3 protein-coding genes are annotated in these 3,537 nt (G+C 74.0%); all 3 read right to left on the bottom strand.

Annotated elements, in window-relative coordinates:
* The coding region (locus tag M4J07_RS47080; protein WP_255983435.1) for an ATP-binding protein at positions 1-2,029 on the bottom strand (2,029 nt) is incomplete at its 3' end.
* 127 nt (positions 2,030-2,156) lie between these two features.
* On the bottom strand, positions 2,157-2,828 hold the full coding sequence (locus M4J07_RS47075; RefSeq protein ID WP_255983433.1) for an HAD family hydrolase: 672 nt from the start codon (positions 2,826-2,828) through the stop codon (positions 2,157-2,159).
* Positions 2,829-2,875: 47 nt separating this feature from the next.
* On the bottom strand, positions 2,876-3,391 hold the full coding sequence (locus M4J07_RS47070) for a DUF6912 family protein (protein ID WP_255983431.1): 516 nt from the start codon (positions 3,389-3,391) through the stop codon (positions 2,876-2,878).
* Between the last annotated feature and the right edge of the window lie 146 nt (positions 3,392-3,537).

Below are 3,537 nucleotides of genomic sequence, written 5' to 3'. Positions count from 1 at the left end.
CCAGCACCTGCTCACCGGAGAGCCGTGCCCCCACCTCGGTCCATCGCGTGAACTGCTCGTCGCCCAGCGCCACCCGTACGGCCTTGCGCACGGCCTCCTGCTCCTCGAAGAGCGACGGCAGCATCCCGACGGGGTCCCCCGCCCCGAGCCGCCGCGCGTGCTCCGCGTACCCGAGCAGCCACGCCGCCCGGACGAACCGCTTCTCGTGCGCCGCGGCCCAGCCGAGCCCCAGGCAGCACAGCGCCCCCACCAGCACCTCGTCCACCTCGGCGGCGGCGTCGAGCGCCCGGCACAGCGGCCCGACGGCCTCCGCGCGCCGCCCGGCGAGCCACAGGATCACGCCCTGCACCATGAGCGTGGAGCCGAGCAGCTGGCGCTCCCCGGTCCCCTCCAGGTACGAGAGCCCGGTCCCGCACAGCTCCAGCGCCCCGTCGGTGTCACCGAGGACGGCCAGCAGCAGCGCGGCCTCGTAGTGGATGACTCCTATGCCGAGCCCGTCGCCCCGCGCGAGGATCCGCTGCCGCGCGTCCTCCAGGGCCACCAGCCCCTCCGGTTCCCCGCACAGCGCGGTGAGACCGCCGAGATAGGCGTCGCAGAACAGCTCCACCCGGTCGGTGCGGGACTCCCGCGCCACCTCGACGGCCCGGTGGAACAGTTCGAGCGCGCCCGGCAGGTCCCCGGTCCACACGGCGATCAGCGCGATCATGAACCGGCCCCAGGCCTGCTCCTCGCCCACCTCGTCGAGGAGCGCGAGGCCCTTCTCCATCCAGTAGCGGCCCTCGGACATCGCCCCGGTCGCACGCCAGTAGGGCCCGAGCTGAGCCGCCAGCCACAGACCCTGGGCCGCCGACTCCTCGTTCCGGTAGGCGTACTCGAGCGCGGCCCGCAGATCGGCGGTCTCGGCGCGCAGCACCCGGTAGTGCGCGGGCTGCGCGGGGGTGAGGAACTCGTCCCAGTAGCACTGCCCGAGGTCCCGGTAGTACGCGAAGTGCCGCGCCCGCACGGCGGCCGCCTGCCCCGACTCCTCCAGCCATTCGGCACCGTACTCACGGATGGTGTCGAGCAGCCGGTACCTGCTGCCGTCCTCGCCGATCCGCTGGACGACGGACTTGTCGACGAGCCCGATCAGCTGCTCCAGGACCTCGCCGCTGCCCAACTCGCCGCCCGCACCGATGACTTCGGCGGCCGACAACTCGAAGGATCCGGCGAAGACGGAGAGCCGCGCCCACAGCAGCCGCTCCTGCGGCGTGCACAGTTCGTGCGACCAGCCGATGGCCGTGCGCAGCGTCTGGTGCCGGGTGAGGGAGGTCCGCCGACCTCCGGTGAGCACCTCGAAACGGTGCCCGAGCCGCTCCACGAGCTGGGCGAGCGGCACCGCCCGCAGCCGCACCGCCGCCAGTTCGAGCGCGAGCGGGATGCCGTCCAACCGGTTGGCGAGGGCGGCGAGTTGCTCGCGGTTGCCGTCGGTCACGGTGAAGCCCGGCACGACGGCGGCGGCGCGCTGCACGAACAGTTCGAGGGCGTCGTCGGGGCCGAGCGGCGCGATGGCGCAGCAGTGCTCGCCGGGCACGTCGAGCGGCTGCCTGCTGGTGGCGAGCACACTCACGCCCGCGGCCTCCCGCAGCAGCACGTCGGTCAGCATCGCGCACGCGTCGACGAGGTGCTCGCAGGTGTCGAGCACGATGAGCAGCCGCCGCCCCTGCAGGTGCGCGACGACCGCGTCCAGCGGCTCCATGCCCGCCTGCTCCGGCAGTTGGAGCACGGCGGCGAGGGTCGCGGGGATCAGCTCCGGGTCGCGCAGGGCGCTCAGCTCGACGAGCCACACCCCGTCCGGAAACCGCTCGGCGAGCCCCGCCGCGGCCCGCATCGCCGTCCGGCTCTTGCCCACACCACCGGGCCCCACCAGCGTCACGAGCCGGGCCCGGTCGAACGCGCCGCGCACCTGCGCGAGCTCCGCCGACCTGCCGACGAACGTGGTGACCTCTACGGGCAGTTGACCGCCCCGTCGCTGACCGAACCCGAAACCCATGGCCTCTGTCTCCCCGTCACGCCGCGCCGCACCACCGATCCCACCACCACAGCGTACGCAGCTACACGCGGAGCGTGAACGGGACCGGTGAAGGGGACACGCGAACGGGGTGTGCCCCGCCGGGAGTTCACTCCGCGGCGATCTCCTCGGCGACCCGGACCGCTTCGGCGAGCGAGTCCACGACGGGCACGCCCACCCCTTCGAGGCTCGACCTGCCGTGCGAACCGCCGGTGTAGAGCACGGCCCGCGCGCCGGCGTGCAGCGCGGCGACCGCGTCGTCGGCGGCGTCGCCGATCACCACGGTCCGTCCCGGCGCGACGCCGTCGAGCGTCCCCAGGTGCCGCACCATGTGCTCGGCCTTGCTGCCGCCGGACGGTCCGGTGCGCCCGTCGACGCGCACGAACCGCTCCGCGATCCCGAACCGCCGTACCAGCGGCACCAGTTCCTCGTGCCCGTACATGCTGAGGATGGACTGGCTGCGGCCGGCGGCCTGCCAGCCGGCGAGCAGCGGCTCGACGCCCTCCGCGAGCCCGCAGTCCGGCGCGTGCCGCGTGTAGTGCCGGTGGAACGTCTCGTCCATGAGCAGCCACTCGGTCTCGGTGGGCAGGCGTCCCATCAGGCGCTCGTAGAACTTGGGGACCGGCACGCAGTACAGCGCGCGGTACTTCTCCAGCGTGATCGGCGCGAGTCCGAGCTCCGCGAAGGCGGCGTTGGTGGCGCTGATGACGGCGTGGGTGTCGTGGAAGAGGGTCCCGTTCCAGTCCCAGACGATGTGCGCGTCGGCTATGTGCTTCCCCATACGTAGAAAGTACCCCGCGCGCCGGGCGGCCCCACGGGGCCTCCGGGTCAGTCGCCGAGGCCCACCAGGTTCGGGATCTCCTGGGTCGCGAACCAGAGCAGCTCGTGGTCCTCGGCCCCGTCGACGACGAACTGCGCGTCGTCGTCGCCGTGGTCGGCCGCGCCCAGCGCGTCGGCGGCGGCCACGACGTCGGCCTCCGCGTCCTCGCCGTCGACGTGCACGGCGGCGGCCTTGGCCAGCGGGACGACCTCGCGCAGGGAGACCTCGCCGAGCGCGGTCGGGTCGAGCCCGCGGTCCGGGTCGGCGACGGCCGCGCGGTCCGCGACGTCCACGGCCACGACGACCCGTCGGCGGGCCGCGTCGGGCTCACCGGCGAGCAGCCGCAGCGAGGCCAGGGCGGCCCGGTTGAGGGCGGCGTACTCCAGCTCCTCGATGTCGTCGGAGAGGTACCACTCGCGCAGCGCGGGCGTCACGGCGAAGGCGGTGAGCGGCGCGGGCCCCAGCTCGCCCGCCTTGTACGCCTCCGCGAGTCGAGGCAGGGAGAGAGGTACGTAGACACGCATGCCGGTCCGCTTTCGTAGGAGCCCGTGAGGGCCTTCAGGATACGTGCGGGAGTCCCCCTTCGGGCTGCCGCCCGGCTGCCCCGCACGTCAGCCGGGGTCCGCCCGGTCACCCGGCCCCGCCCCGCGGTTGCCGCCCGCGGCGCCCG

Origin of the sequence: Streptomyces longispororuber (assembly GCF_024448165.1) — a bacterium.
Taxonomy (GTDB): Bacteria; Actinomycetota; Actinomycetes; order Streptomycetales; family Streptomycetaceae; genus Streptomyces; species Streptomyces longispororuber_A.
This window is presented reverse-complemented; position numbering and strand designations above follow the sequence as displayed.

What these genes read in the sequence shown, in the direction of transcription:
- M4J07_RS47075 (WP_255983433.1), bottom strand. Translation starts at nt 2,828, where the DNA reads ATGGGGAAGCACATAGCCGACGCGCACATCGTCTGGGACTGGAACGGG.
- M4J07_RS47070 (WP_255983431.1), bottom strand. Translation starts at nt 3,391, where the DNA reads ATGCGTGTCTACGTACCTCTCTCCCTGCCTCGACTCGCGGAGGCGTAC.